This window comes from Shewanella sp. KX20019 (genome assembly GCF_016757755.1).
Taxonomy (GTDB): domain Bacteria; phylum Pseudomonadota; class Gammaproteobacteria; order Enterobacterales; family Shewanellaceae; genus Shewanella.
In genome coordinates, this window is sequence record NZ_CP068437.1 from 63,718 (window position 1) to 90,185 (window position 26,468).

Here is a 26,468-nt window from a genome sequence, read left to right on the forward strand (position 1 = left end):
TGGTCAAACAGTAACAAAGCAACACTTTTATTAGCAAACCCTCTTGTGCTCTTGCTGGATTTCCCTATAATGCGCATCCACTGACACGGCACAGCAGGCCAATCGCTCTTAGTAAAAGCTAGGTAGCACGGGACTTGCAGCAGTGTTAGAGAGATTAACTTCTTCGGAAATTAGCCTCAGGTGACAAGCGCTTTAAGGGCTTCGGGTTATGACTTCTGATTAAGAAATCATCGCTTGAAAAACTTCTTAAAATAAGCCCTTGACGCCGACACTGGAGAGTGTAAAATACGCCTCCTCAAGCCAACGACCTAGCGTCTTCGGCGACATCTGAAAGATTGATGTCACGCTCTTTAACAATATGACAAGCAAATCTGTGTGGGCACTCACAGGTGTTGAGTTATTCGAAATTGCCTTCTGTTCTTCGGAATGTCGGCAATCAAAAATATTAACTCAATGAACCACTGAGTGACCATAGCAATATGTAAACTTCGAATATCTTCGGATATTTGAAAAACAGTATAATTCATTGAGCCGCTTTGCTCTTAACCGAGTAAAGCAAAAAACTTTAATTGAAGAGTTTGATCATGGCTCAGATTGAACGCTGGCGGCAGGCCTAACACATGCAAGTCGAGCGGAAACACAAGGGAGCTTGCTCCTGAGGTGTCGAGCGGCGGACGGGTGAGTAATACCTAGGTATCTGCCCAATCGAGGGGGATAACAGTTGGAAACGACTGCTAATACCGCATACGCCCTACGGGGGAAAGGAGGGGACCTTCGGGCCTTCCGCGATTGGATGAACCTAGGCGGGATTAGCTAGTTGGTGAGGTAATGGCTCACCAAGGCGACGATCCCTAGCTGGTCTGAGAGGATGATCAGCCACACTGGAACTGAGACACGGTCCAGACTCCTACGGGAGGCAGCAGTGGGGAATATTGCACAATGGGCGAAAGCCTGATGCAGCCATGCCGCGTGTATGAAGAAGGCCTTCGGGTTGTAAAGTACTTTCAGCGAGGAGGAAAGGTTGTTGGTTAATAACCAACAGCTGTGACGTTACTCGCAGAAGAAGCACCGGCTAACTTCGTGCCAGCAGCCGCGGTAATACGAGGGGTGCAAGCGTTAATCGGAATTACTGGGCGTAAAGCGTACGCAGGCGGTTTGTTAAGCGAGATGTGAAAGCCCCGGGCTCAACCTGGGAACTGCATTTCGAACTGGCAAACTAGAGTCTTGTAGAGGGGGGTAGAATTTCAGGTGTAGCGGTGAAATGCGTAGAGATCTGAAGGAATACCGGTGGCGAAGGCGGCCCCCTGGACAAAGACTGACGCTCATGTACGAAAGCGTGGGGAGCAAACAGGATTAGATACCCTGGTAGTCCACGCCGTAAACGATGTCTACTCGGAATTTGGTGTCTTGAACACTGGGTTCTCAAGCTAACGCATTAAGTAGACCGCCTGGGGAGTACGGCCGCAAGGTTAAAACTCAAATGAATTGACGGGGGCCCGCACAAGCGGTGGAGCATGTGGTTTAATTCGATGCAACGCGAAGAACCTTACCTACTCTTGACATCCATAGAAGCCGAAAGAGATTTTGGTGTGCCTTCGGGAACTATGAGACAGGTGCTGCATGGCTGTCGTCAGCTCGTGTTGTGAAATGTTGGGTTAAGTCCCGCAACGAGCGCAACCCTTATCCTTATTTGCCAGCACGTAATGGTGGGAACTTTAGGGAGACTGCCGGTGATAAACCGGAGGAAGGTGGGGACGACGTCAAGTCATCATGGCCCTTACGAGTAGGGCTACACACGTGCTACAATGGCCGGTACAGAGGGTTGCAAAGCCGCGAGGTGGAGCTAATCTCACAAAGCCGGTCGTAGTCCGGATCGGAGTCTGCAACTCGACTCCGTGAAGTCGGAATCGCTAGTAATCGTAGATCAGAATGCTACGGTGAATACGTTCCCGGGCCTTGTACACACCGCCCGTCACACCATGGGAGTGGGCTGCACCAGAAGTAGATAGCTTAACCTTCGGGAGGGCGTTTACCACGGTGTGGTTCATGACTGGGGTGAAGTCGTAACAAGGTAGCCCTAGGGGAACCTGGGGCTGGATCACCTCCTTACCTATACGACTAACTCGCATCTGAAGTATGCAAATACGTTTGAGTGTCCACACAGATTGCTTGTTCTCCTTATCTCTTAATTGAGTTGAGGCGAGCGACAAAATATCCTGCCTTGTTGCAGTGATATCGTTCTTTAAAAATTTGGAAAGCTGATAGTGTTAATCTGAAAGGGATAGCAGCTACGATTTATCGTATTGTTATTTATAGGATTAGCGCGAAATTAAAAAATTGAGTTCTAAACACTTAAACATTAAGTGTCTTGGCTTGTGACTTAACGGTTACGAGTTAAAAATTCTAATTTTGGCGAAAGTAGAAACCATTAGTTACGATACGACTGTTTTGAGCTTACCCGCTTGAAACAACGATTATTTCTCATAGAGACTTATTTGGGTTGTATGGTTAAGTGACTAAGCGTATATGGTGGATGCCTTGGCAGTCAGAGGCGATGAAGGACGTAGTAACTTGCGAAAAGCGTTGGCGAGCTAGTAACAAGCATTTGAGCTAACGATGTCCGAATGGGGAAACCCACTCACATAAGTGAGTATCACAACATGAATACATAGTGTTGTGAGGCAAACCCGGGGAACTGAAACATCTAAGTACCCGGAGGAAAAGAAATCAACCGAGATTCCCCTAGTAGCGGCGAGCGAACGGGGATTAGCCCTTAAGCGTAGAGGGTGTTAGTGGAATGTGTTGGAAAGCACAGCGGCACAGGGTGATAGCCCCGTACATGAAAACTAACTTTACGTGAAAACGAGTAGGACGGGACACGTGACATCTTGTCTGAACATGGGGGGACCATCCTCCAAGGCTAAATACTCCTGACTGACCGATAGTGAACCAGTACCGTGAGGGAAAGGCGAAAAGAACCCCTGTGAGGGGAGTGAAATAGAACCTGAAACCGTATACGTACAAGCAGTGGGAGCGGTTCTTGAGACCGTGACTGCGTACCTTTTGTATAATGGGTCAGCGACTTACATTTTGTAGCGAGGTTAAGCGAATAGCGGAGCCGTAGGGAAACCGAGTGTTAACTGCGCGTTTAGTTGCAAGGTGTAGACCCGAAACCCGGTGATCTAGCCATGGGCAGGTTGAAGGTTGAGTAACATCAACTGGAGGACCGAACCGACTTATGTTGAAAAATGAGCGGATGACTTGTGGCTGGGGGTGAAAGGCCAATCAAACCGGGAGATATCTGGTTCTCCTCGAAAGCTATTTAGGTAGCGCCTCGTACGAATACCATTGGGGGTAGAGCACTGTTAAGGCTAGGGGGTCATCCCGACTTACCAACCCTTTGCAAACTCCGAATACCAATGAGTACTATACGGGAGACACACGGCGGGTGCTAACGTCCGTCGTGAAAAGGGAAACAACCCAGACCATCAGCTAAGGTCCCAAAGTTATTGCTAAGTGGGAAACGATGTGGGAAGGCTTAGACAGCTAGGATGTTGGCTTAGAAGCAGCCATCATTTAAAGAAAGCGTAATAGCTCACTAGTCGAGTCGGCCTGCGCGGAAGATTTAACGGGGCTAAGCAATACACCGAAGCTATGGGTTTGCTAGTTTACTAGCAAGCGGTAGAGGAGCGTTCTGTAAGCGGTTGAAGGTGAAGGGGTAACCCACACTGGACGTATCAGAAGTGCGAATGCTGACATGAGTAACGATAAAGGGAGTGAAAAACTCCCTCGCCGAAAGACCAAGGGTTCCTGTCCAATGTTAATCAGGGCAGGGTGAGTCGACCCCTAAGGCGAGGCCGAAAGGCGTAGTCGATGGGAAACAGGTTAATATTCCTGTACTTCTGCTAACTGCGATGGAGAGACGGAGAAGGCTAGGCTAGCGCGGCGTTGGTTGTCCGCGTTTAAGGCTGTAGGCAGTATTCTTAGGCAAATCCGGGAATACGCATTAAATTGCAATGCTGAGAGTTGATGACGAGGTCCTAAGGGACTGAAGTAGTTGATGCCATGCTTCCAGGAAAATCTTCTAAGCTTCAGGTTAGTAGGAATCGTACCCCAAACCGACACAGGTGGTTGGGTAGAGAATACCAAGGCGCTTGAGAGAACTCGGCTGAAGGAACTAGGCAAAATGGTACCGTAACTTCGGGAGAAGGTACGCTGCCGACGGTGATGGGACTTGCTCCCTAAGCTGTTGGCAGTCGCAGATACCAGGTGGCTGCAACTGTTTATCAAAAACACAGTACTGTGCAAACTCGCAAGAGGAAGTATACGGTATGACGCCTGCCCGGTGCCGGAAGGTTAATTGATTGGGTTATCTTCGGAGAAGCTCATGATCGAAGCCCCGGTAAACGGCGGCCGTAACTATAACGGTCCTAAGGTAGCGAAATTCCTTGTCGGGTAAGTTCCGACCTGCACGAATGGCGTAATGATGGCCACGCTGTCTCCAGCCGAGACTCAGTGAAGTTGAAATTGCGGTGAAGATGCCGTATACCCGCGGCTAGACGGAAAGACCCCGTGCACCTTTACTATAGCTTGGCACTGAACATTGAACCTACATGTGTAGGATAGGTGGGAGACTTTGAAGCTTTGTCGCTAGATGAAGTGGAGTCAACCTTGAAATACCACCCTTGTAGTTTTGATGTTCTAACCGCGGCCCCTGAATCGGGGTTCGGGACAGTGCCTGGTGGGTAGTTTGACTGGGGCGGTCTCCTCCCAAAGAGTAACGGAGGAGCACGAAGGTTGGCTAAGTACGGTCGGACATCGTACGGTTAGTGCAATGGCATAAGCCAGCTTAACTGCGAGACATACACGTCGAGCAGGTACGAAAGTAGGTCATAGTGATCCGGTGGTTCTGTATGGAAGGGCCATCGCTCAACGGATAAAAGGTACGCCGGGGATAACAGGCTGATACCGCCCAAGAGTTCATATCGACGGCGGTGTTTGGCACCTCGATGTCGGCTCATCACATCCTGGGGCTGAAGTCGGTCCCAAGGGTATGGCTGTTCGCCATTTAAAGTGGTACGCGAGCTGGGTTCAGAACGTCGTGAGACAGTTCGGTCCCTATCTGCCGTGGGCGTTGGATGATTGAAGGAAGCTGCTCCTAGTACGAGAGGACCGGAGTGGACGAACCGCTGGTGTTCGGGTTGTTATGCCAATAGCATTGCCCGGTAGCTACGTTCGGAATCGATAACCGCTGAAAGCATCTAAGCGGGAAGCGAGTCCTAAGATGAGTCATCCCTAGGAATTTAATTCCTCTAAAGAGCCGTTCGAGACTAGGACGTTGATAGGCAGGGTGTGTAAGCGTTGTGAGGCGTTGAGCTAACCTGTACTAATGACTCGTGAGGCTTAACCATACAACCCTGATGGGTTTTGTATGAGACTGATGTTTCGACAGAAACCAGAATTAGAAGCACTTAATGTGTGTGTAAGACTCAATAATTTAATATTACTTGCGGTAGCGAGTATCAGCTTTCTAAACTTTTTACCTTTAGCTTTTTAAAAGCTGAAAGTAATAACCAAATTTGTCTGGAAACCATAGAGCTGTGGTCCCACCTGATCCCATTCCGAACTCAGAAGTGAAACACAGTATCGCCGATGGTAGTGTGGGGTTTCCCCATGTGAGAGTAGGTCATTTCCAGGCGCCTAATTTCTCGAAAGAGAGTATTGAGCCCGTTGCTAACGCAACGGGCTTTTTTACGTCTGCGATTTGTGGTTTTGTGTCGTTATGAGTATGGATTAACGGCATTTTTCCCCACTCTAAAACGAGAGTAGCTGCGTGGTCAATATGCCCATGTGTCCACTTTGAGGAGGATAATAAGGAGTAGCTCATTTCCAGACGCGACTCTTTCTAATATCAGCCTCGTAAGAGAGTATTAAGCCCGTTGCTAACGCAATGGGCTTTTATAGCTAGTAACTGATAACGCAGCTTTAAGCTTTTATAAAGTTAAGCAAAGCCGTTAGCGCCGTGTTTCTAGCTTTATCACGTTCCATAAAAATTTCATGTCGTGAGTAGGGGATCTTTAATAGCTTACTCATACCTCTGCTTGCCTGTTTCTGCGCTGCATTACAGACAATGGTATCTTCTTCTGCTTGAAGTATTAGTAAAGGGATATTGATGTTTTGTGCTGCCTTAATTGCATCTTCTCCAGCATCAATAGACTCCACCAACCAATGATTTGTTGGCGAACCCAACTGTAGCTTAGGTTGCAGTTGATAGAGGTCTCTATAATCGTCATAACGCAGTTTACTATTGGTTAGATCATTCTTTTCAAATGCTGCAGCATGGTAATCTTTGCCGCCTAATACATAGTTCGGATACTGGTTACTATGGTTATCTAATAGTGACGCTAATTTACGAATGAAGCGTTTCGGTAGGGGTAACTTTATACCGTACATTGGGGCTGAAAAAACTGCAGATTTAAACACGCCAGGGTGCTGTGAAAGGTACAAGGTGCCTATGGCTCCACCCATTGAATGGCCGACAAGGAAATAGTCTCTCTCTTGAACCGGCTTGACAATAGTGTTTATAAATTCGTCGAAATCGTCGACATAGCGCTGGAACTTGTCGATATGTCCTTGATGGGGGTTTAACGTTGTTCTGCAGGACAGACCCTGTCCACGATGATCGATTGCAAACAAATCGTAGCCTTGACGGTAAAGATCGAACATTAGCTCTTTATACTTTAAATAGGATTCAACTCGTCCACTACTCAGTACTATGGTGCCTTTGCTATTCTGTTGTGTAACGGATGCATAAGCGAGTGATAGGCCGTCATTTGCCTTGAACGTTGCTTGTGTTACTTGTTGCCAAAATGCAGTTTGCTCTGGACTGTTTAGGTGGTGCTCAGATGAAAAGACACAGACAGAGTTTGATGATAAAGCGGGTTCTGCAGCATTCGGCATGGTGGTAATCTTTTGGACTAGAATGGTTTCAGTGTAACAAACTCCCTTGGTAATATGATGTTCTAATTAATAATAAAATGGCCGCAACTAGCGACCATTTTACTCGGTAAGGCTAAAGTGCTGCTTGCTGTTGTTTTATAAAGTCGTTAATTTGCTGCTCTAAAATGGTCATAGGCACAGAACCATTTGCTAATACTGCATCATGAAAGGCCCTAATATCGAAGTTCTCGCCTAGTTCTTGTTCTGCTTGGGCGCGTAAACGTTTAATGGTTAATTCCCCGATCTTGTACGACAGAGCTTGTCCAGGCCATGAGATGTAGCGGTCAATCTCGGTTGTCACATTATGCAGTGATAGGGCTGTGTTATTTGCCATAAAGTCCATCGCTTGCTGACGACTCCAGCCTTTTGCATGCATGCCTGTATCGACAACGAGTCTTGCTGCGCGCCACATTTCATAGGTCAGTCGACCAAAGTTGCTGTAAGGGTCTTGATAGAATCCAGCTTCAAGACCTAGATATTCAGAATATAAACCCCAACCTTCACCAAATGCTGAAATGTAACTATAACGTCGAAAACTCGGTAGTTCAGTTAGCTCGCGGTTTAATGATATCTGTAGATGATGCCCCGGAACAGCTTCATGTAATGTTAAGGCTTCCATCTCATATAGTGGTCGTTTATCAAGTGCGTAAGTGTTGACCCAGTAAAACCCTGCTTCATCATCTCGATTAGAGCCAGAGTATCTGCCAGTGGTGTATTTTGGGGCAATCTCAGCTGGCACTGGTGCTATACCATAGGGTTGGCGCGGTAGTTTACCAAAGTATTTAGGTAACATAGCATCTGCTTTTTTGGCGATAAAAGCAGCTTCTTTCAGTAGTTCTTCTGCCGTTTTAGGGTAAAACTGTGGATCTGTTCTTAGGAAGTGAAGGAAATCAGCGAAGCTACCGTCAAATGCAACCTCCTCAATAATCTGCTCCATCTCAGCTCGAATACGCTTAACTTCGCTTAAGCCTAACTGGTGTACTTCATCAGATGTCATGTTTAATGTTGTGTAGTAACGCACTCTGTTTTCATAGAACTCTACACCGTCAGGTAATTCAGATGCAGCAATTTCAGTTCGTGTATTTGGAATGTACTCGTTGACCATAAAATCAAAAAAAGCCTGATACTCAGGTAGTACTGTATTTTCGACTAACTCTAAGCCTTGATTGGTTAGTTCGATTTTCTCTGCATCACTGAAATGGTCTGGGTACTCAGTAAACGGCTTAAAGTAGCCGCTGTCTTCAACAGATACGATAAAGGCACTGATACTGGTTTCAAAACCATTTAGGGTGACTTTAGCAGGCGTAATACCCGTTGCCAGTCCTTGCTTTAACCAATAGTTTTGCTGTGCAAAGTATGTTGGTAAGCCTTTAAGCTGATTTATATAGTTTTGATAGTCTTCAATTTTTGAAAAACGAGCATTAGCGATTGAGGCTATATATGCGTGAAAACCACTTTCAGCAGACAAGGGGATGTAGTGGTCTTTATAGCGAAATTGATCAACGCTGTTTTGTAGTTGATCTTGTAGTATTTTGCCGTTGATAACATCGTCTGCGGTGAGTTTTGATCTATTTATTGCCTTTATCTCGCTTAACAAAGCAACACGACGTTGATGTAGTGAGTTTAAAGCCGTTGGGGATAGATCTTGTAGTTTTCCCGCTGCTGATTGATCTCCCAATGAATAGGCTAACTCCGGGCTAGCATCTAACGATATCTGCCAAGCATTGTCGATTGCAGTTTGAAGTTGCGTATTTACTGGTTGTTTCGCTGAAGCTGTAACTGGAGCGGTAGTCGCTGTCGGAACAGTTTGGCAGCCACTAAGGCCGATGAGCAAAATAGAGGGGAGCAGGTATCTAAGCATGTTATATCCGTTTTTGTTATGGATCTGTTTTTATTCTGTTTTCGATTATGCCGATAGTCATGCAAAAGGTCACGTAGGTAAGTTAAAGCAAATGTGATTAACAGGATTAGATATTGCTTACCTGTTTGTAAGGTAATTTTATTGGGAGGGTATCTATCTTAAATAATGAGTGCATAGCCCTATAAGATTGAAAGAGAAACTGTTTTTCGAGATATAAAAAAACCGGCTAATGCCGGTTTTTTTATATCTATCTTTATTAGATAACGCGTGAGAACTGCTGTTGTCTTGCTTTCTCACGGTAGTAAACATCAAAACAGATACAGATATTACGGATCAACAAGCGGCCAGTTGGGCTGATGGTGATCTTTCTATCGGTGATGTCCACTAGCTTATCATCGATAAAAGTTTGCAGTAGTTTTAAGTCTTCTACAAAGTACTCTTCGAAGTTGATATTTAGCTTCTCTTCGATCTGCGCCATATCTAAGTCAAAATGGCAGATAAGCTGCTTAATCACTACGCGACGAATTTCATCATCACGATTTAAGCCACAACCTTTCCAAAGTGCATGGCCATTAGCATCGATAGACTCGAAGTAAGGGCGAACATCTTTTTGGTTCTGTGCATAACAATCACCAATTTGGCTAATAGATGAAACACCTAAGCCAAGTAGGTCGCACTCTTCTTGAGTGGTATAACCTTGGAAATTGCGGTGTAAGCGACCTTCATTTTGTAAAATTGAAAGTTCATCATCAGGCTTTGCAAAGTGGTCCATACCGATATACTGGTAACCGGCACCCGTTAAGGTTTCGATTGTTTGATGTAGCATATCTAGCTTTTGTTGCGGTGATGCTAGGTCTTCATCTTTAATCTTACGCTGGGCTGCAAAACGCGATGGCAGGTGAGCGTAGTTAAAGACAGACAAGCGGTCCGGATCAAGATCAAGAACTCGCTGCATAGTTTCAGCAAATGTCTCTGGAGTTTGATGCGGCAAGCCGTAGATAAGGTCAATGTTGGTAGAAACAAAGCCAAGCTCTTTAGCGCGCGCCATTAGGTCGAAAATAAACTGCTCATCTTGTTCACGATTAACAGCGATTTGAACCTTTTTATTGAAATCTTGAACACCGATTGAGATGCGGTTGAAACCCGCCTCTTTTAGCGTATCGAGCATAGATAGCTCAATTTCGCGTGGGTCAACTTCAATCGAGTATTCTCCGACCTCTGCAACGTTAAAGTTTGCTTTAACGAGTGCTGATAGCTTAAGAATTTGATCTGGACTAAGGAATGTCGGTGTACCGCCACCCCAATGGATCTGTGTGACTAAGTAGTCTTTAAATAACGGCGCACGTTTAACAATCTCAGTGGCTAGATATTCAATATACTGATCGGCTTTATGCTGATGACGAGTGATGACCTTATTGCAGCCACAGTAGTAACAAAGCTTGGCACAAAAAGGGATATGGATATAAAGAGAAAGCTTATCACTCTTGCTGTTTTTGATGGAGGTCAGCAACTTATCTTCGGTAAACGAATCATCGAACTCTAGCGCCGTCGGGTAAGAGGTATAACGTGGGCCGCTATAATTGTACTTTTCGATCATTGACTGATCCCAACTAATTTGGGTGGGCTGCTTCAAGGCGTATCCTCCAACGTATAGTAATTTAGCAACATGTGAAGTATGCATCGTTATTTGTGCAATAACTTTGATCCATGTTGTAAATTTGAAATGTGGGTAACAAAGAGCGACAGAATATCGCTGAATTTCGACTTTATGTCTGCGCTGTTAAGTAGATTTTGTGCACAGACTCACCCTATATTAATAAAATCTTCTATAACTGAGATCTGGATAGGGATTCAATATAGTCATGTGCAAACTATAACCTTAGCTGTTAGTTGTGATTAATGTAGTGCGGCGGCGTCAAATACACTCAGTTGTTTAGCTTCTTTAAGGATCTCTGCTTCTAGCTCACCCTCAGACTTTATTCGAGCAAAATCCAGCTTCATACGCTGTTTTTTGGACAGGGCTGTACGGCTTTCCTTAATGGGGTGCTCCTTGATAACTTCAAAATGTTTAAATGTTGCTGGATATTTTTCGCTGACTAACTCAGACATACCAACTAAGTTAAACAGTTTAGCGATACGCATAACTCCTTCTGATAACTCACAACGCTCCTCGAGCATCGCTGTTGCGATATAGCGAATACTATCGAGTAATTCCTCTGACTTTGCTCTTGCAGCAGCAGCGAGTTCTTGTTGCTTCAATATTTTAGCTTGGCTTTGCTTTCGAACCCGGATCAGCAGGTAAGTAGCATAGGTGGTCAGCATAACGATGATAAAAAAAGCTATAACAATAAGAGCTGTGGTCATGCGTAATCCTGTTGTATTGGTACAGAGCGTTGACATTCTAGTATCAGATAAAAATATGGCATCAATTAAGATGCCATATTAGGAGCTTTGCCACTAGGGACTAGTCTTTCTGTTGGAAATCTTTAAGAAGATCTGCACCAGATTCAAACTTGTCGAAGAGATCGTCATCGCTGACGGTTTTCTTTGCTTGAGGCTGCTCTACTTCGTCGATTAGACCGAGCTTATCTAGAAGAGTTTCAATTTGGGTTAATTGCTTATTTAACCACTTTTGATCATCTTGAGCTAGGTTTTTACCCTCTTCAAGCATATCTAGCAGGCTGTTTAGACGCGGATCTTCCTCTAGCTTTAATAGTTTTTGCTCATCAGATAGCTTTGGCCCTTTCGGCTTACTCTCAACCTTCTTCTCTTTTACGATATTAAGCTGAACAGGTTTTTTACTACCGTGACGAGGGTCGCTGTTTTTAGCACCGCCACCGTTGGCTTGGCTTTCAATCATCGAAGCGTTATGACGACTGCCCGCTTTATTACCAGCAACTTGTTTTTTACCAGCGAGAACGCGTTCTTGTTTCTTTGTTCTCGGGGCTAATTTGGGAGCATTCTCGTTGCTCTTACGTGATTTCTTACTACGGGACATGATTCACTTATCTCGATAACTTAAATGACTCTGCTGCTGACAAAATTAAAAATCTCTATCAACAATTGAAGTTTGGTCGCGTGTTATACCAGATCCTGATGGTTTTTGCACCAGAATGAGATCGTTTGCTGCAAATAATAGCTTAAAACCGACTTTATCGGCCAAATATTCGAAGCTTTTCTGCTTGTAGAAGCTAACGTGGGTTAAATTATTTTTGTGGTGCCACTTATCAAATCCGGTGTGGTCGGTCAGTAATGGCGTGTTAATCGCAATCCAGCCACCAGGTTTGATTAATTCACACAGCAGTCCCCACTCTTTTTTGGGAAACCTAAAATGCTCAAAAACGCGATAGCAGCAAATGAAATCGTATTGCTGCTTTAACTCTCTATTCCAAGGTGCAATGCTAGGATCATATTGGTTAATTTGATGGCCACGCTTTGTCACTCTTTGCAAACTCTTGGGATCTAATGTTCTACCAAAATTGAGACCGAGCAGTGCTTGCTCTCCGGTTTCACATTGAGATACTAGATCAAACATGAACTGTGATAATAATTTACTTTTGTTGTTCGCAAGGCGGTACTTCTGGGTTTCGGCATTCGGTGGTAAGTGTGAGCTAGCATCAGCAAATACCAGTTCACATTGATTGCAGTGGTATAAACAACGCTTTCTATTTTCAAAGAACAGTTGGCAGTGGTCATTAAAGCACAGTGGGCATCGGCGCATATAACAACTCCCTCTTAAATCAATGTATTAAAGGTAGGGAAAGCAATTGATAAATATATGGGGTTATGGGAAATCGCCAACAAGGAGTTTGAATCGATATCGACATATAAACCAATTGTTTAAAGGGACTTTTGTGAGTATATACCCATCCTACCTGAAGATGCAGGATTCAGTGGGAATTTAATGGGATTGGTATTAAACAAGAATAGAATACTGTGGGTAGGCTTTTTTGAGCAATAAAAAAGGCGACAGATAAACTGTCGCCTATAAAGTGCAATTAGCACCAATTCTTATTTCAAGTATCCATACTTGCTAGTGACTATCCCGGTCAATATCCATCTTATTTTTTTGATTGCTTTCCGTGCAATTATTTTTTAGTTTTTGGTCTTCCTGACACTTTATTTTAATCCTGTTGTCTTCCTGACCACAGTTTCCGTAGATGGTCTTTATGACACATCTCAATTCTTCGTCCATCAATGACGCCTAAGTAACCATCCATGTTAGTTGTATCTAAGTATCTTCCAGTGATAAACAAGCTTCCAGCGAGTGCATCCAAAGCTATTAGCTTCCTCTGCCAATGTTTGTATCCTACAAACATTCTCCTATTGGTGCGCGTTTCTCTGAATGTAAGGTAAATGCTAAATAGCGTATTGGCCTTCCTAACCAAAATCCTTACTAAAATTCTTACGACCTGGACTTCAAACAGAAATCTCTACTCTTATTATTTTTAGTGAGTGGTCTCAATCATATTATTATTATTTGTTAATTTATTCTTATATCTTAAATGTATAAATACCGAAATCTGAAAGTTATTATTCAATAATTTTTGTACTAACAGTTGGGTTCATCTCGGTACGGGGCTCATTAAACCGAAATCTGTGATCGCTGTCAAGTAAGTTTTTGCTTGCAGTTTACGTAAACGTTAACAATATGAAATAAAAAAGGACAGTAAACCTGTCCTTTTAGTATTAACTAATATTTACTTAAGGCTTGATATATATTTAGATAATGCGTCCATATCGTCAGCATTTAGCTTTTTAGCGATGTCTTGCATCATGCCATTTAAGTCGTTGTTACGATTTGTATCGTGAAACTTATTTAGCTGGATCTTGATGTAATTAGCGTGTTGTCCGCTAACATCTGGGAAACCGGCAGCTTCAGAACCTTTACCTTCAGGTCCATGACAAGCGATACATGCGGTGATGCCGCGAGCTGAGTCACCACCCTTGTATAGCTCTTCACCTAATGCTGGAACGTCTTTAACGTCGATAACTTGCTTTATTTGACTAGAATAGAATGCAGCGATATCAGAGATGTCTTCATCGCTAAGCATCATTGCCATGCCGCCCATGATTGGGTCTGCACGGCCTTCTTTACCACCTGATTTGGCCGCACTGCGGAAATCATGTAGTTGCTTTTCGAGATAGGTCGTTTGTTGACCTGCAAGTTTAGGGTACATGTCTATCATGCTGTTGCCGTCAACACCGTGACAAGCAGAACAAACAATGGCTTTAGTTTTTCCGGCTTCAGCATTACCTTCGGCCATTACAGGTGAAGACATTGTGACTAAAACAGACAGCGCAAGAGCTAACTTTTTCATGGCGTTCCAACTTCTTATTAAAATATTTGTCATGGGCTTACTAGGGAGACCCGCAAGCGTGATAAAATGTATTTTATGTGATCGGGGTAATATTTTACACGAAATTGTGAAAATGTAAGCAACTCTTCGATATTTAGCAAAGTTAGTTGATAAAATTTTGGAGTTAATTGTGAGTGAATCTCGTATCGATTTCCGTAAAGCTGAGTTTTTAATTAGTGCGCCGGACATCGCACACTTAAATGAATACCTTCCAGGTGATGTTGGGGTAGAGATAGCGTTTGCGGGTCGTTCGAACGCGGGCAAGTCTAGTGCACTTAATTTACTGACGGAGCAAAAGATTGCCCGTACCAGTAAAACGCCGGGCCGTACCCAGCTTATTAACGTTTTTAAACTCGATAAGCATCGCCGTTTAGTGGATTTGCCAGGTTATGGTTTCGCTCAAGTTCCTTTGGCGCTTAAGAAAAAATGGCAGCAAGCTTTAGGTGAATATTTATTAAAGCGCGACTGCTTAAGTGGCGTAGTTGTATTGATGGACATCCGCCATCCGCTTAAAGATCTTGATATGCAGATGATTGAGTGGGCTGTAGAAAGCCACATTCCTGTATTAGCACTGTTAACCAAGGCCGATAAGTTAGGCCAAAGTGACAGAATGAAGATGGTAAATGAGGTGCGTAAGAAGCTAAGCCATTTTGATAGGGATGCGGTAAAGGTTGAGCCATTCTCATCGCTTAAGGGGATAGGCAAAAATAAAGCGCTTAGTATTTTAGATGCGTGGTGTAAGCCAGAGTGGTTGCTGCAACAGATAGAGGCTGAAGCCGCTGACGACGAGTAAGCTACTGCCGCTTGTTGATAAAGACGCTCCTATTTAGGGGCGTTTTTTTTGGGCTTGAATTGGCGGGAGGGCTATTACAGGCAAAAAAAAACCGACGGAATAAACCATCGGCGTAAATTAGCTCTTTTGGGGAGAAGCTAAATTCAACAAGACTCAAGACCTACCAAACGATATTGGTAGTACTTAATAACCACATGATAACTCTTTTTTTAAACGAATTAAAGTAATTGCTCTAAATTGAATTTTGGGCGAAAAAAAGCCCCAGCAAATTAGATTTGCTGGGGCGCCATAATTTGGCAATTCACTTCAAATCAGCGAATTTAAAAAAGGTCTGAAAGATAGAACATCTTAACCTCTGTACCCTACGCAGATAATATTACCCTATTAACCGTATTATGAAAAACAGTTTCTGTAAAAAAGACACAATAATGTGATGGTGATCTCACGATTTGTTCAATAAAAAAGCAGTAAATGATCTATATATTTCATATTACTGATTTAAAACCATAGATTTATACAGCTTTAAAATTGAGCCGTTATGTTGTGGCTGATGTTGAAGTATTAATAGCGGTTAAGGGGATTGTTGGAAGGTCACGAAAACAGGATTTCAGTTGGTCGGCGAGGCGACCAACTGAATGTAGCTTAAGCTGAGTTTAGGTCATTTCAAGTTATTCTAGTGTGCTTGTTCCCAGTTATCGCCTATGCCTGCTTCTGCAAGTAACTCTACATCGAGCTTGGCTGCAGCTGCCATCAACTGACATACCTTGACTTGTAATGTCTCTGCTTGTGCTTCATCGACCTCAAACACCAATTCATCGTGCACCTGCATGATCATGGTTATCTCACCTTGAGTCTCTGTTTCAATCCACTTCGAGACATCTATCATTGCTTTCTTAATGATATCGGCAGCAGTACCTTGCATGGGGGCATTAATCGCAGCTCGCTCTGCTGCTTGTCGGCGCATGGCGTTGCGATCTTTAATTGCAGGCAAATATAGACGACGGCCATACAGGGTCGACACATAACCAAGATCAGCCGCTATGGCGCGCGTTTCTTCCATATACTTCAATACACCTGGATAACGCTTAAAGTAAGTGTCAATGTATTGCTGTGCTTCAGCACGTGGAATGTCGAGTTGCTTAGCTAAACCAAACGCTGACATGCCGTAGATTAAGCCAAAGTTGACCGCTTTTGCACGGCGACGTTGATCGGTGGTGACTTCACTGAAATCAACATCGAATACTTCAGCCGCTGTAGCTTTATGAATATCTTTGCCTTCAGCAAAAGCGGTCAGTAGCCCTTTATCTTGAGAGAGGTGCGCCATGATACGTAGTTCGATTTGCGAGTAATCGGCAGCGAGGATTTTCTTCCCCTCTGGTGCGATGAAGGCATGACGAATACGGCGACCCTCTTCGGTTCTAATCGGAATGTTTTGTAGGTTAGGTTCACTAGATGATAAACGGCCTGTTGCTGCATTCGCTTGATGATAACTGGTGTGAACGCGTCCTGTTTTGGCATTCACCATTAGCGGTAGTTTGTCAGTATAGGTGCTCTTCAATTTGGCTAGGCTACGGTGTTCTAGAATGATCTTTGGCAGCGGATAGTCTAGTGCAAGCTCAACGAGCACCTCTTCAGCTGTTGAAGGTGCACCTTTAGGTGTTTTCTTTAACACTGGGTAGCCAAGCTTCTCGAAAAATAGCTCTTGTAGCTGTTTAGGTGAGGCAAGGTTAAATGGCTGGCCTGCAATCTCATGCGCTTTGCTTTGTAGTTCATCAATCTTACGTGCCAACTCTTCGCTTTGTTGCCCTAAAAGCATGCTATCAATGAGCACACCTTGTCGTTCAATTGTCGACAGAGTATTAATTAACGGCAGTTCAATATCGCTGAAAACACTGGCTAACTCAGGCTGCTTCTCCAATCTAGGCCACAAATGCTGATGCAGCCTTAGGGTTATGTCAGCATCTTCCGCGGCATACGGCGCTGCGATATCAAGTGGAATTTGGTTAAAGGTGATCTGTTTGGCACCTTTGCCGGCAATCTCTTCAAAGCTAATATTTTTATGGCCAAGGTACTTAAGCGCTAAGTCGTCCATATTGTGCTTTGAGGCTACAGAGTTAAACACGTACGACTCAAGCATTGTATCGAACTTTACGCCGCGTAAGGCAATGCCGGCATTCGCAAAAATACTGATGTCATACTTTAAGTTTTGACCCACCTTCTTAATGGCTTCATTTTCCAGCAGTGGCGTTAGCTTTTCAAAAACTAATGTTTTATCGAGTTGTTCCGGCGCATCAAGGTAGTCATGTGATAGCGGTAAGTAGGCAGCTTTGCCTGCTTCTATCGCAAATGAGATACCGACCAGTTCAGCTTCCATATAGTTGAGGCTGGTTGTTTCAGTATCTATGGCGATAAGTTCTGCTTTGTTTAGCTTTTCTAACCAGCTATCCAGCTGCTCGACCGTAAGGATAGTCTCGTATTCGGCAGTGATATCCTGCTTTACCACAGCTTCATCAGTGTCATCGCCTGCCACTGCTGCTCCTGATTTATTATCCAACACTTCAGCTAACCAGCGTTTAAATTCCATTTTGCCATAGCACTTAATCAATTCATCTTTGTTTGCTGGCTCAATGTTCATGGTGCGCCAGTCTTGCTCAAGCTCTACATCGAGTTTAATGGTTGCGAGCTCATAACTTAATTTGAGCATATCGCCATGTTCAATAATCTTAGCTGGCATTGTTTTTGAGCCGCGAAAGCCAAGCTCAGGCATTTTTTCCGGTGTTGCTAAAATATTAGCGACCGAACCCACGCCAGTAAGCATTGCCAATGCGGTTTTCTCACCAACACCAGGTAGGCCTGGAATATTGTCGGCTTTATCGCCCTGGAGCGCGAGCAGGTCAATAATCAGTTCAGGGCCAACACCGAATTTTTCGATGACCTCAGCAGGGCCCATTATGGTATTGGTCATGGTATTTATGAGCGTGACATTTTCGTCAACCAGCTGCGCCATATCTTTATCGCCAGTACTGATTAGTACCGCTCGCCCCTCTTTACTGGCTTGGGTTGCAATCGTACCGATAACATCATCGGCTTCAACACCAGAGATACATACCAGCGGTAAACCGAGCGCTTTAATAAGCTCATGTAAAGGCGCAATTTGGCTACGGAGATCGTCTGGCATTGGCGGGCGCTGGGCTTTATATTCCGAATACATATCGTTACGGAATGTTTTACCCTTGGCATCAAATACAACTGCCATTTGGCTAGGTTTGTATTGATTTAAAAGGCTGCGTAGCATGTTGATCACGCCGTAGACTGCACCTGTGGCTTCACCTTTAGAGTTAGTCAAATGTGGTGGAGAATAATAGGCGCGGTAAAGGTAAGAGGAACCATCCACAAGGACTAAAGGGTTGTCGGCAATTTTAGGCATAATAGGTATTCGTTTATCGCATTTCGATGATGGCGCTAGCATGCCATATCAGGGCTGTTTCAGCCACGGATAAATATAGACAAGCCTGTGGATAACTCTGTGCATGAAACAGGCGAACCTAAATATGCTGATTTTTATCAGTAAAAATGGCAAAGCGTAAGTGTATGAAAATTAGTGGTTTAATCTAATAGTGTGAAGTGGGTGCTATTTTGGATAATTAAACTATAAATGTGGACTTTTTATTTTTACTTGCATTAGAAACCTATTCCCTGGTCAAATAAACAGCGTTTGATAAAGTGCAGTGATAACTTAGCACGATAATTAATCTGATCAAGTGGTTTATTGCAATTTTGTTAAAACAATATGATATATAAATGGAGATTTTAATGAAAAAAGTCGCAGTTCTTTTAAGTGGTAGTGGTGTCTTCGATGGTGCGGAGCTACATGAGTCTGTTTTAACCTTATTAGAGATCGCTCGCTCTGGGGCTCACTACCAATGTTTTGCGCCTGATATTGCTCAATTACACGTGGTAAATCACCTTACGGGTGAAGTTGATGAAACCGATAATCGCAATGTTTTGGTTGAGTCGGCAAGAGTTGCTCGCGGTGATGTGAAGCCTGTTGCGGACCTTAATATTAACGAATTTGCTGCGTTAATTGTTCCTGGTGGATTTGGTGCGGCGAAAAACTTATGTAATTTTGCCTTAGCGGGAGCCAAACATATTATCGATCCCAGTGTAAAACATTTTATTAGCCAGTTTACCCAAGCTAACAAGCCTGTGGGCTTTATGTGTATCTCGCCAGTCATGATCCCGCAGTGTTATGAGGCTGGCGTGCTGGCTACCATTGGCTCTGATGCCGACACTGCAACCGCGTTTGAAAAGCAAGGCGGAGTCCATCAAGTGGCTAAGGTTGACGCTATTGTGGTTGATGAAGTTAATAAAGTCGTGAGCACTCCAGCTTACATGCTAGCGGATAATATCGTTGACGCACATAAGGGTATTACTAAGCTGGTGGCACGAGTGCTAAGTATGACTTAATCGTTATATTGGGCTTATACCCATCCCTCTGAATCCTGCATTCTCAGGTCGTATCAAAGAGGCATGGGATAAGCATTAATCGGCTGGTTTATCTGGCTATGCCTGTCGTTTTTGGCTATCGATAAAACCCTGTAATACGCCGACGAGCAAACCACCAAGATGGGCACCATTAGCAATAGAAAGGCCGAACATATCGGTAAAACCAAATACTAGCCATAACAGCATAAAGCCAATGTAGGCGGGCGGTAGTCCGATCCCTGATTCAGGACGTTTAACACCCATAATCCAGGTGTAACCGACCACTGCATATACAACGCCCGATAGGCCACCAAAATTAGGCCCCGCCATGAAATACTGCAGTATGTTAGGTAGGGTGCCACCAACCAGTAACAGAATAAATAGCGGCTTAAAGCCTATTTTGTTTTCAATTTTGCCGCCTAAGTACCACCACCATAGTAAATTAAAGATGATGTGCATTGCAGAAAAGTGGATAAGACTTGGGGTAAATAGTCGCCAAAATTCACTGAGTGCTGCGGGTGATGTGGCGCCAAAAAACGATAAGCTTTCAAAGATAGGGTTAGCGAAGCCGAAGTTCATTGCAGCATAAATCATGACGCAGCTAAAAAACACCGCCAAAGTGAGTGGCCCAGCCCCGGTTAAAAATTGGCTCAGTAGCAATAACTTTGGGTTGCCGTAATCTAATTTTGTATGGGTGTCACCATAGTCCCATGATGCGGCTAAATACTTATCATCATAAGGGTTACTGAGAAAATCTTGATACTCTTGCTGTACTTGAGCTAGGTGAGATTCATCATGCAATACCAGCAAAACGCCCCGCTCGGCAGGTATCACCGCACAATTTATGTTTTGACCTTTAAGGTAATCGATGAGTGCTTGCGCTGCTCTGCCGTTGGGTAAGCTGCCTATCTCTATCATCGATCTTTCCTTTTATTACGCGTTAGTATTATGCATTAGCCTGATGCCAGGCACTATAGCCGCCATCTAAGCTATAAACATCGTCAAACCCCTGCTCATTTAAATAGCTGGCTGCACTTTGGCTACTAATTCCATGATAACAGACAACGATAACAGGCCGATCCATGTCTGCGTCGGCAATATAGTGAGCGAGATTTTCGTTATTGAGATTAAAAGAGGCATCTATGTGGCCAGCTTCGAAACTGGCAGCGTCTCTAATATCCACAATTTGCAGATCAGCCGTGGCTTGCTGCAGTTGAATAAGTTGGTTTACACTCAAATGTTGAAAATCTGACATAGAAAACCTGCAGTAATAGCGGAATAAAAAGGGGCTGGCACAGCTGCCTGCCCCATAGGACTAATTAGTCCCAGTTTAAGATCACTTTTCCTGACTGGCCAGAGCGCATAGCGTCAAAACCCTGCTGGAAATCATCAATCTTGAAGTGATGAGTGATAATCGGGGAAATATCTAAGCCTGATTGGATCAAACTCGCCATCTTGTACCAGGTCTCAAACATCTCACGGCCATAAATACCCTTGATGATCAGCCCTTTAAAGATCACTTTGCTCCAATCAATCGCCATTTCGCCGCCGGGAATACCTAGCATGGCAACTTTACCGCCATGGTTCATGGTGTCGAGCATTGAGTGGAATGCCGCAGGTACCCCAGACATTTCAAGGCCGACATCGAAGCCTTCAGTCATGCCAAGTTCGCTCATAACGTCATCTAAGCTTTCTTTAGCAACATTAACAGCGCGAGTAGCACCCATTTTTTCGGCAAGTTCCAGACGATAGTCGTTAACGTCGGTGATCACCACGTGGCGTGCACCTACATGGCGACATACCGCTGCAGCCATAATGCCAATTGGACCAGCACCGGTAATTAATACATCTTCCCCCACCAGATCGAATGACAGTGCGGTATGAACGGCATTACCAAACGGATCAAAGATAGAGGCTAAATCGTCAGAGATATCATCAGGGATCTTAAAAGCATTAAAGGCTGGGATCACTAAATACTCAGCAAAAGCCCCTTCGCGGTTTACACCTACACCTGACGTGTTACGGCATAAGTGAGTACGGCCGCCACGACAGTTGCGGCAGTGACCACAGGTAATATGACCTTCACCTGAGACGCGGTCGCCAATGGTAAAGCCACGAACTTCTTGGCCAATATCGACAACTTCACCGACATATTCATGGCCAACAACCATAGGCACAGGAATGGTATTTTGCGACCATTCGTCCCAGTTGTAGATATGAACGTCAGTACCACAAATAGCCGTTTTACGGATCTTAATCAGTAGATCGTTGTGACCCATTTCAGGCTTAGGGGCGTCAACCATCCAGATGCCTTCTTCAGGCTTTAATTTACTCAGCGCTTTCATCTTTTGACCTATGACAGACTGCTAACGAGTAGTCTGCAAAATTGATTCAATTAGGGCTACAACATTGTGTCGCCCTATTGGTTTAATTCTAGCTGATAATAGCCATCTCTTTCGCGATACGGGTAAAGGCTTCAATCGCTTTGTCGATTTGCGCTTTGGTGTGCGCTGCAGACATTTGAGTACGAATACGTGCTTGGCCTTTTGGTACCACAGGGAATGAGAAGCCGATAACGTAGATGTTTTCTGCCAGTAGACGATTAGCGAAGTCACCTGCAATTTTGGCGTCACCAATCATAACTGGGATGATTGCATGGTCGGCACCACCAAGGGTAAAGCCTGCTGCTGACATCTTCTCACGGAAGTAACGGCTATTTTCCCAAACAGCTTCACGTAGTTCTTGACCCGTTTTGAGCATCTCAAGCACATGAATTGATGCGGTAACGATTGAAGGCGCTAGCGAGTTAGAGAAAAGGTATGGGCGCGAACGCTGACGCAACCATTCAACTACCTCTTTCTTGGCTGAAGTGAATCCACCTGAGGCGCCACCTAAAGCTTTACCTAACGTACCGGTAATGATGTCAACACGGTCCATCACATCACAGAATTCGTGGGTACCACGACCCTCTTGGCCAACAAAGCCGACAGCGTGTGAATCATCAACCATCACTAGTGCATCGTACTTATCAGCAAGGTCGCAAACGCCTTTAAGGTTGGCGATGACGCCGTCCATTGAGAATACGCCGTCAGTTGCAATCAAGATATTACGTGCACCTGCTTCTTTAGCGGCTTTTAGCTGTGTCTCAAGATCGGCCATATCATTGTTTGCATAACGGAAACGTTTTGCCTTACATAAACGCACGCCATCAATAATTGATGCATGGTTAAGTGCGTCAGAGACAATAGCATCTTCTGCGCTTAATAGTGTTTCGAACAATCCGGCATTAGCATCAAAGCATGAAGAGTAAAGGATGGTGTCTTCCATACCAAGGAAGCTGCTTAAACTTGCTTCCAACTGCTTATGGATATCTTGTGTGCCACAGATAAATCGCACAGAGGCCATGCCAAACCCGTGGGCGTCGAGTCCGCCTTTGGCTGCTTTAACAAGTTCAGGATGATTGGCTAAACCTAAGTAGTTATTAGCGCAAAAATTAATAACTTGGTCACCATTAACTTCAATTGCTGTTTGTTGAGGAGAAACAATTACGCGCTCGCTCTTATAAAGGCCTTCCGCTTTTACATCGGCAATCTGTTGATTTATTTGGTCGTAGAATGAGGTATTTGCCACCCGAATTCTCCTTAATTTAGTATTGTTTTGTCTATTGGAGTGGCGGCATTTTAACCTTAAATAGCCCAGCCCTACAGCCTTTTTTTTAGCGCAGCGGCGAGATAAGTTAGATTAGGGCTACAGCATGTTTCAGATTAGTTAAACTAACGGTTGCTATTGTATTCTAGAGTTTGAAGTTTGGAGACCACCGCGTTAACACGTGCGCTTCATTGCCTGTTTATGCTGTTTTATACCCGGTCTTGAAAGCCACGCTGAGTGGCTGGCGAAACTTACAATTACCACTATTTCTAATGGTGGCTTTGATACGTTGATTGCTGAATGATAACGATATCTACCCGAAAGTGATATTGATAAGGTGCTGGTTCACACCTTACTGTTGTCATCAATAAACTAAGAAGGAGTGCTAGAACTTATCGCCATTGAGCGATAGTACTCTTCAAGCCTTTCAAACGTGGCGGAGGAGTTTGGGGTGGAATAGGCTCTAAATATCATGATGACTCGCAATAGGCCTTCATATAATGACTCTTTAGTGATTGAACCGATACAAGATTGCGTTTGGGTTAATTTATAGCTTATCCAGAAACTCACCAGCATTTTAATGGTGTCTGCCAGTGGTGCGATATCCTCTTCACTTATTGCTAGGAAGCCATCTTGAGTGAGCTTAGTCAGTACATTGCTAGAGCGTGCTAAAACATCTTGTTGTGCCTGCAAATAGCGGTTTTTTAACGCTTCATCGCGGCTGAGAATATCGGCAAGGTTGGCATACATAAAGCGGAACTGCCATAAAGTGTAGAACATGGCATCAAAGTAGCCAATCAGCAGATCGACATCGACCTCCTTGTCTACATAGGGCTGAAAGCCGGACTCTAAATGTTGTTCGTAGAGACTGAAAATTGAGCGAATAATGTCTTCTTTATTACGGAAGTGATAGTAGAGGTTGCCAGGACTAATATTTAGGTGTGCAGCAATATGATTAGTAGTGATTGCTCTTTCGCCATGCTGATTGAACAACTCTAAGCTGGCTTGGACAATTTTGTCTCGGGTCTTCATATTCATCCTAAATGATTTATATCCACGAAATCACCAACCTTGGTGTTGACGGTGTTTGGTTTAGCTATTTGAAAATGCGCGAGCAACTCGACATATTCGCAGCTTGGCATCTACGTTAAGTTGTGACTATCATGTTAGCATTGGTGCAATTCTTCAAGTAAAACTCACTAAAGTAAAAAAATTAATGAATCGTAGCCTTTATACTGCTTTGCTTTACCTTCTTTTACCGCTGTTAGTGGTCTATTTAGCAGTTCGTGCCTTTAAAAGCCCCGGTTACCGTGGCCGCTGGGACGAACGATTTAGCCTAAAAGGCTTACAACAAACCGACCTGTTACTGCATTGTGTTTCAATGGGAGAAACAATAGCGGCGATCCCTCTTATAAAACAGATCCAAGCGAGCCACCCCAACTTAACGATTACGGTGACCACGACTAGCCCTACGGGCTCTGCTGAAGTGGTACGTGCGTTTGCAGGTACAGTACAGCATTGTTATTTACCCTTTGATTTAGCATGGTGCAGCAGACGCTTTGTAAAACAAGTGGCACCGAAGACCTGCATCATTATGGAAACAGAGCTTTGGCCTAATTTGGTTCATTACCTAAAGGCCAATGACAGCAAAGTGTTATTGGCGAATGCTCGCTTATCGCAAAAGTCTGCTGATGCTTATCAAAAGCGTCCTAGGCTGAATCTACCGATGCTACAAAGCTTAGATGCGATAGCTGCTCAATCAGAGCAAGCCGCAGCGCGTTTTATTGAGCTTGGAGCCAGCCACGAAAAGGTGACGGTTTGCGGTAGCCTAAAGTTTGATTTAACCATTGATGATACGTTTATTGAGGCAGCTAAAGCTCTTCGTGAAAGCTGGCAAGCGCAGCATCGGCCAGTTTGGGTGGCGGGTTCGGTACACCCCGGAGAGTTTGAGCTAATGTTGCAAGCTCATAAAAGAGTCATGCAACAATATCCAACAGCCTTGATGATAATGGTGCCAAGGCATCCGGAGCAGTTTGATGCCGCGGTAACAGCCGTTAAACAGGCCAATATGCGGGTGACTCGACGCAGTCTTCACCATGGTGTGACTGCACAAACTCAGGTTGTTGTTGGCGATACTATGGGAGAGTTACTGACATTTTATGCTGCGGCGGATCAAGCTTTTGTTGGGGGTACGCTAATTGAAAGTGGTGGCCACAATCCTCTAGAGCCAGCCGCAGTTGGCTTACCCGTTTGCGTGGGCCCGCATCACTGGGACTTCAAAGAAATCACGCAGCTGCTAGCAGTAAAAGGCGCATTGCAGATCGTTGATTCAAGTGAGCAGCTTGCTCAGACGTTAGTTGAATTGCTCGTCAATAGAGAGGCTTATACCCAGGCTAGCGATGCTGCCAAGCAAGTGGTTGCAGAAAACCGAGGCGCGCTAAAAAAGCAATTTTCGCTGGTGGAATCACTGCTTAGTAAAGTTTAACCTGTAAGTGAGCCGCTTAAAGCACGGTTTACTTTTTGGCCAATGCGCCGTGGTAAGCATGATACAGGTGCTGCCAATCAGCCTCTGTAAAGGCAAGTTGCGGCAGTTTGGCTAACTCCTTTCTAAATGAACGCAGTAAGCGGTCTATATTGGATTGTTGCCAATCTGCTTTTGGCGCGCGTATTTCACCACGGTCAAAATCGATTAAATAGAATTGCTCTGAGGTAATGAGTATATTCTTGGCATTCAGATCGGCATGATATACACCGTGGTTATGGAAACGAGCGATACATCGGCCTAGGGATTGCCATTGCTCTGCAGTCATCGCGCTTTTGCTTAGCCGGGCGACTAAATCTTCAGCGCCTTCGACTCGTTCAATAATTAAATCTGCGCGATAGCAAATACCTTTCCGCTCTACGTTGGCTGCAATGGGCTTTGGCACTGGAAAGCCTTGCTGATACAGGTTTTCTAGTAAAGCTAATTCAGCTACGGCGCGAGTACGATCTAAGCCAGTAAACAAATATTGGTCACGGCTAAGTTTTTCTATCAAGCCGCCACGATAATAATGCCGTAACACCCACTGTTGTTGGGTTGCGGCTAATTGACTCGCATCCACAAACCAGGTGGTATAGCGGCCTTTAGATGAACCTGTTATCGCTGAACGGGCACGCCAAAAATCCACCCCAAACCAAGTGACTTCAATCTCTTGCGGTGTTTGTTCGCTATAGGCAATACTGCCGCTGGCTGTTTTTTTAAACTTCATAGATAGAATTGTACGCTAAAGCGTGGAACCTGCGGCCATTCTACATTAAGATCGGTAGATTACGCCAAACAACC

General features: G+C 44.4%; 17 protein-coding genes and 3 rRNA genes. 6 read left to right on the top strand and 14 right to left on the bottom strand.

Annotated elements, in window-relative coordinates; genetic code table 11:
- Window positions 1-566 precede the first annotated feature (566 nt).
- The 3 genes from JK628_RS00275 (at window position 567) to rrf (ending at window position 5,698) form a co-directional block, all read left to right on the top strand.
- Window positions 567-2,109 (top strand): 16S ribosomal RNA (locus tag JK628_RS00275).
- A 397-nt stretch (window positions 2,110-2,506) separates the two neighbouring features.
- Window positions 2,507-5,411: ribosomal RNA gene (locus tag JK628_RS00280) — 23S ribosomal RNA — on the top strand.
- 171 nt (window positions 5,412-5,582) lie between these two features.
- Window positions 5,583-5,698, top strand: a 5S ribosomal RNA gene (gene rrf, locus JK628_RS00285).
- The 16S, 23S and 5S rRNA genes sit together here, the layout of an rRNA operon.
- A gap of 287 nt (window positions 5,699-5,985) precedes the next feature.
- On the opposite strand, the gene JK628_RS00290 is transcribed toward rrf, so the two are convergent.
- The 7 genes from JK628_RS00290 to JK628_RS00320 all read right to left on the bottom strand — a co-directional run bounded on the left by JK628_RS00290 (window position 5,986) and on the right by JK628_RS00320 (window position 14,181).
- The gene (locus JK628_RS00290) at window positions 5,986-6,960 is read right to left on the bottom strand and encodes an alpha/beta fold hydrolase (protein ID WP_202287304.1); all 975 of its coding nucleotides are present in this window, start codon (window positions 6,958-6,960) and stop codon (window positions 5,986-5,988) included.
- Between the two features lie 112 nt (window positions 6,961-7,072).
- Entirely contained in the window at window positions 7,073-8,860 is a 1,788-nt protein-coding gene (locus tag JK628_RS00295; protein ID WP_202287305.1) for a DUF885 domain-containing protein, read from the bottom strand.
- A 256-nt stretch (window positions 8,861-9,116) separates the two neighbouring features.
- Window positions 9,117-10,493, bottom strand: coding sequence for an oxygen-independent coproporphyrinogen III oxidase (gene hemN, locus JK628_RS00300; protein WP_202287306.1), 1,377 nt, complete (start codon window positions 10,491-10,493; stop codon window positions 9,117-9,119).
- A gap of 263 nt (window positions 10,494-10,756) precedes the next feature.
- Window positions 10,757-11,224: a DUF2489 domain-containing protein gene (locus JK628_RS00305; protein WP_202287307.1), complete on the bottom strand. Its 468-nt coding sequence runs from the start codon at window positions 11,222-11,224 to the stop codon at window positions 10,757-10,759.
- 100 nt (window positions 11,225-11,324) lie between these two features.
- Complete coding sequence (gene yihI / locus JK628_RS00310) at window positions 11,325-11,858, bottom strand: Der GTPase-activating protein YihI (protein WP_202287308.1); 534 nt, start codon at window positions 11,856-11,858, stop codon at window positions 11,325-11,327.
- Between the two features lie 45 nt (window positions 11,859-11,903).
- The gene (locus tag JK628_RS00315; protein ID WP_202287309.1) at window positions 11,904-12,581 is read right to left on the bottom strand and encodes a methyltransferase domain-containing protein; all 678 of its coding nucleotides are present in this window, start codon (window positions 12,579-12,581) and stop codon (window positions 11,904-11,906) included.
- Between the two features lie 979 nt (window positions 12,582-13,560).
- Window positions 13,561-14,181, bottom strand: a complete 621-nt coding sequence (locus JK628_RS00320) for a c-type cytochrome (protein ID WP_202287310.1) — start codon at window positions 14,179-14,181, stop codon at window positions 13,561-13,563.
- Between the two features lie 169 nt (window positions 14,182-14,350).
- On the opposite strand from JK628_RS00320, the gene yihA reads away from it, so the two are divergent.
- Complete coding sequence (gene yihA, locus JK628_RS00325) at window positions 14,351-15,013, top strand: ribosome biogenesis GTP-binding protein YihA/YsxC (RefSeq protein WP_202287311.1); 663 nt, start codon at window positions 14,351-14,353, stop codon at window positions 15,011-15,013.
- Between the two features lie 673 nt (window positions 15,014-15,686).
- Here the strand turns inward: yihA and polA are convergent.
- Window positions 15,687-18,440 (bottom strand): DNA polymerase I, encoded by a 2,754-nt coding sequence (polA, locus tag JK628_RS00330; protein WP_202287312.1) that lies wholly within the window; start codon window positions 18,438-18,440, stop codon window positions 15,687-15,689.
- 386 nt (window positions 18,441-18,826) lie between these two features.
- On the opposite strand from polA, the gene elbB reads away from it, so the two are divergent.
- The gene (gene elbB / locus JK628_RS00335) at window positions 18,827-19,480 is read left to right on the top strand and encodes an isoprenoid biosynthesis glyoxalase ElbB (RefSeq protein WP_202287313.1); all 654 of its coding nucleotides are present in this window, start codon (window positions 18,827-18,829) and stop codon (window positions 19,478-19,480) included.
- Window positions 19,481-19,576: 96 nt separating this feature from the next.
- Here the strand turns inward: elbB and glpG are convergent, their stop codons facing one another.
- The 5 genes from glpG to JK628_RS00360 all read right to left on the bottom strand — a co-directional run bounded on the left by glpG (window position 19,577) and on the right by JK628_RS00360 (window position 24,178).
- Window positions 19,577-20,416: a rhomboid family intramembrane serine protease GlpG gene (gene glpG / locus JK628_RS00340; RefSeq protein ID WP_202287314.1), complete on the bottom strand. Its 840-nt coding sequence runs from the start codon at window positions 20,414-20,416 to the stop codon at window positions 19,577-19,579.
- Between the two features lie 28 nt (window positions 20,417-20,444).
- Window positions 20,445-20,753, bottom strand: coding sequence for a thiosulfate sulfurtransferase GlpE (gene glpE / locus JK628_RS00345; RefSeq protein WP_202287315.1), 309 nt, complete (start codon window positions 20,751-20,753; stop codon window positions 20,445-20,447).
- 64 nt (window positions 20,754-20,817) lie between these two features.
- Window positions 20,818-21,843 (bottom strand): L-threonine 3-dehydrogenase, encoded by a 1,026-nt coding sequence (gene tdh, locus JK628_RS00350; RefSeq protein ID WP_202287316.1) that lies wholly within the window; start codon window positions 21,841-21,843, stop codon window positions 20,818-20,820.
- 88 nt (window positions 21,844-21,931) lie between these two features.
- Complete coding sequence (locus JK628_RS00355; protein ID WP_202287317.1) at window positions 21,932-23,128, bottom strand: glycine C-acetyltransferase; 1,197 nt, start codon at window positions 23,126-23,128, stop codon at window positions 21,932-21,934.
- A 390-nt stretch (window positions 23,129-23,518) separates the two neighbouring features.
- A complete protein-coding gene (locus tag JK628_RS00360) occupies window positions 23,519-24,178 on the bottom strand; it encodes a TetR/AcrR family transcriptional regulator (protein ID WP_202287318.1) in 660 nt (219 codons plus the stop codon).
- Between the two features lie 184 nt (window positions 24,179-24,362).
- On the opposite strand from JK628_RS00360, the gene waaA reads away from it, so the two are divergent.
- The gene (gene waaA / locus JK628_RS00365; RefSeq protein ID WP_202287319.1) at window positions 24,363-25,631 is read left to right on the top strand and encodes a lipid IV(A) 3-deoxy-D-manno-octulosonic acid transferase; all 1,269 of its coding nucleotides are present in this window, start codon (window positions 24,363-24,365) and stop codon (window positions 25,629-25,631) included.
- 28 nt (window positions 25,632-25,659) lie between these two features.
- Here waaA and JK628_RS00370 read toward each other — a convergent pair whose 3' ends face one another.
- Window positions 25,660-26,394, bottom strand: a complete 735-nt coding sequence (locus tag JK628_RS00370; RefSeq protein ID WP_202287320.1) for a 3-deoxy-D-manno-octulosonic acid kinase — start codon at window positions 26,392-26,394, stop codon at window positions 25,660-25,662.
- Window positions 26,395-26,468: the final 74 nt, after the last annotated feature.

Bases quoted from the DNA above. Each gene is read 5' to 3' on its own strand.
- JK628_RS00305 (WP_202287307.1), bottom strand. From the start codon at position 11,224: ATGACCACAGCTCTTATTGTTATAGCTTTTTTTATCATCGTTATGCTG.
- JK628_RS00370 (WP_202287320.1), bottom strand. From the start codon at position 26,394: ATGAAGTTTAAAAAAACAGCCAGCGGCAGTATTGCCTATAGCGAACAA.
- glpE (WP_202287315.1), bottom strand. From the start codon at position 20,753: ATGTCAGATTTTCAACATTTGAGTGTAAACCAACTTATTCAACTGCAG.
- elbB (WP_202287313.1), top strand. From the start codon at position 18,827: ATGAAAAAAGTCGCAGTTCTTTTAAGTGGTAGTGGTGTCTTCGATGGT.
- polA (WP_202287312.1), bottom strand. From the start codon at position 18,440: ATGCCTAAAATTGCCGACAACCCTTTAGTCCTTGTGGATGGTTCCTCT.
- JK628_RS00290 (WP_202287304.1), bottom strand. From the start codon at position 6,960: ATGCCGAATGCTGCAGAACCCGCTTTATCATCAAACTCTGTCTGTGTC.
- waaA (WP_202287319.1), top strand. From the start codon at position 24,363: ATGAATCGTAGCCTTTATACTGCTTTGCTTTACCTTCTTTTACCGCTG.
- JK628_RS00360 (WP_202287318.1), bottom strand. From the start codon at position 24,178: ATGAAGACCCGAGACAAAATTGTCCAAGCCAGCTTAGAGTTGTTCAAT.
- tdh (WP_202287316.1), bottom strand. From the start codon at position 21,843: ATGAAAGCGCTGAGTAAATTAAAGCCTGAAGAAGGCATCTGGATGGTT.
- glpG (WP_202287314.1), bottom strand. From the start codon at position 20,416: ATGATAGAGATAGGCAGCTTACCCAACGGCAGAGCAGCGCAAGCACTC.
- yihI (WP_202287308.1), bottom strand. From the start codon at position 11,858: ATGTCCCGTAGTAAGAAATCACGTAAGAGCAACGAGAATGCTCCCAAA.
- JK628_RS00320 (WP_202287310.1), bottom strand. From the start codon at position 14,181: ATGAAAAAGTTAGCTCTTGCGCTGTCTGTTTTAGTCACAATGTCTTCA.
- JK628_RS00295 (WP_202287305.1), bottom strand. From the start codon at position 8,860: ATGCTTAGATACCTGCTCCCCTCTATTTTGCTCATCGGCCTTAGTGGC.
- JK628_RS00315 (WP_202287309.1), bottom strand. From the start codon at position 12,581: ATGCGCCGATGCCCACTGTGCTTTAATGACCACTGCCAACTGTTCTTT.